Below are 2739 nucleotides of genomic sequence, written 5' to 3'. Positions count from 1 at the left end.
TGCGCAGCCGAGTGCTCGTCCGGAGGTTGACCCGGCGACCGCACCACTGGTCGACCCGTCCCGTCTTCAAGCGCTGGAGCAGCGTGTCGAGGAACTGGAGCGCCGTGTCGAACGCATGGAATCCGCGCCGAGCTCGGGAGGCTCCGCCTCCGCACCCTCGAAGACCGACGACATTCACTGGAGTTTCGATGCCGCGCTGAGCCGGGATCCATTCAACGTCAAGCATCAGAGCTTCGATCGAGGATCCGGGCGGTTCGATGTCCTGCTCAAGGTCGTCGCTCCGATCCCCGACCCGACCCCCTGGCAGGTTCCGTCCGGCGCGCCAGTGCCCGTGGTCGCCCGGATCGGACTCGCAGACGGCACCGCAAGCGAGAGCCTCGTCTTCCGCCTGGCCCGCGGGCCGCGGCTCGAGCCGGGAGCCATCCTTCACATCGAGGCCCAAGTCCCGCCCGATCAAGCCGCCGCGATCAGCGGCCTGTCCGTCCGCATCAGCCGGGAGTGACCCGAGGTCAACCGCCCCGTCGCGTTCGCCGTCGCGCTCCCGGGCGCGACGAACCGAGCTGAAAGGCCGCTCCCGAGAAGACCTGCGCCGGCTGATCTCCAAGCGGTGTCCGGTACCCGATCGAGGGCCGGACGGGCGCGCCTGTGCTACCGTTCGTCTCATCGCTCCGAGTCCCCGACGAGACCTCCATGGCAACACGCTACCCTTTGATCCTGGTCGACGCCTCCGGCTATCTGTTCCGCGCTTATCACGCGCTCCCGAAACTGACCAACTCGAAAGGCGAAGCGACCGGCGCCTTGATGGGTGTCGTCAGCATGCTGCGCAAGCTCATCGACGAGCATCGACCCGACTACATCGGCGTGGTCTTCGACGCGCCCGGCAAGACCTTTCGCGACGACATCTATCCCGAATACAAGGCCAATCGGCCCGCCATGCCCGACGAGCTGCGCGAGCTGATCCTGCCGCTGCAGGAGGTGATCCGGGCGATGGGTCTGTCGCTGCTGGTGATCCCGGACGTGGAGGCCGACGACGTCATTGGCACGCTCGCGACCCGCGCCGCCGCACAGGGCATCCCGACACTGGTCTCGACCGGGGACAAGGACATGGCGCAGCTCGTCGGCGAGCATGTCACGTTGGTGAACACCATGACGGATACGGTCCTGGATCCGGCGGGTGTAAAGGATAAGTTCGGCGTGCCGCCCGAGCGCATCGTCGACTATCTGGCCTTGATGGGCGACAGCGTCGACAACATCCCCGGCGTGCCCAAGTGCGGCCCCAAGACCGCGGCCAAGTGGATCGCGGACTTCGGGGATCTGGACGGCGTGATCGCCAACGCGGAGAAGATCACGGGCAAGGTCGGGGAGAATCTGCGCGCGGTGCTGGACCAATTGCCCCTGTCGCGCGAGCTCACCACCATCAAGCGGGACGTCGCGCTCGACCTCGAGCCGACGGATCTGCGCCCTGCCCCGCCGGATCGCGAGACCCTGCGCGGTTGGTACGAGCGCTTGGAGTCGCGCCGACTGCTCGCCACGCTGAAGGACGCGGACACCGGCGCCTCGCAGCCTGCCGACGCCGAGACAGCGATGGGGTCGAAGCCGAGCCAGGACTACGAGGTGGTGCTCACCCGGGACGCCTTCGATGCCTGGGTCGCGAAGCTCGAGTCCGCGGATCTGTTCGCCTTCGATACCGAAACGACCGACCTCGACTACATGCGCGCGGAGCTGGTCGGCCTCTCGGTGTCCGTCGAGCCCGGGGCGGCCGCCTATGTCCCGGTCGCCCACGTCTACCCGGGCGCACCGGATCAACTGGATCGTCTGGAGGTGCTCGAACGGCTCAAACCCCTGCTGGAGGATCCCGACCGCCGCAAGGTCGGCCAGAACCTCAAGTACGACATGAGCATCCTGGCCCGTTACGCCATCGAGCTGCGCGGCATCGCCCACGACACCATGCTCGAGAGCTACGTCCTGGACAGCACGGCGACCCGGCACGACATGGACTCGCTCGCCAAGAAATATCTGGACCATGACACCGTCCACTTCGAGCACATCGCCGGCAAGGGTGCGAAGCAGCTCACCTTCGATCAAATCCCGCTGGAGCAGGCCGGACACTACGCCGCCGAAGACGCCGATGTGACACTGCGCCTGCATCGCGCACTCTGGCCCCGTCTGGAAGCGATCCCGAGCATGGCGGCTCTCTACCGGGAGATCGAGGTCCCGCTGATCCCGATCCTTTCGCGGATGGAGCGCCACGGCGTGCGGATCGATCCGGATCTGCTCGCCGTGCAGAGTGCAGAGCTTGCCAAGCGCATCCAGGAGATCGAGATCCGGGCCTACGAGACGGCCGGGCGACGCTTCAACATGGGATCGCCCAAGCAGATCGGCGCGATCTTCTTCGAGGAGCTGGGTCTGCCGGTGGTCGCCAAGACACCGACCGGCGCACCCTCGACCTCGGAGTCGGTGCTCGAGCAGCTCGCCGCCGACGGCCATGCGCTGCCGGATTTGATCCTGCAACACCGCAGCATGTCGAAGCTGAAATCCACCTACACCGACAAGCTGCGGCAGATGGTCAACCCGGACACCGGACGGGTCCATACCTCCTACCATCAGGCTGTGGCCGCGACCGGCCGGCTCTCCTCCAGCGATCCGAATCTGCAGAACATCCCGATTCGTACCGACGAGGGCCGCCGGATCCGCCGCGCCTTCGTCGCCGAGCCCGGGAACCGCCTGCTCGCCGCCGAT

Annotated in this window: 2 protein-coding genes; both read left to right on the top strand. The window is 66.8% G+C overall.

Annotated elements, in window-relative coordinates; translation table 11 throughout:
* A partial coding sequence (locus VLR48_RS13010; protein WP_325292204.1) for a hypothetical protein occupies positions 1-502 on the top strand: 502 nt, incomplete at its 5' end.
* 188 nt (positions 503-690) lie between these two features.
* The coding region (gene polA, locus VLR48_RS13005) for a DNA polymerase I (protein ID WP_325292203.1) at positions 691-2739 on the top strand (2049 nt) is incomplete at its 3' end.

Source organism: Thiocapsa sp. (genome assembly GCF_035467215.1).
GTDB lineage: Bacteria > Pseudomonadota > Gammaproteobacteria > Chromatiales > Chromatiaceae > Thiocapsa.
The sequence above is the reverse complement of the archived record's forward strand: the minus strand, read 5'-3'. Positions and strand labels throughout refer to the sequence as shown.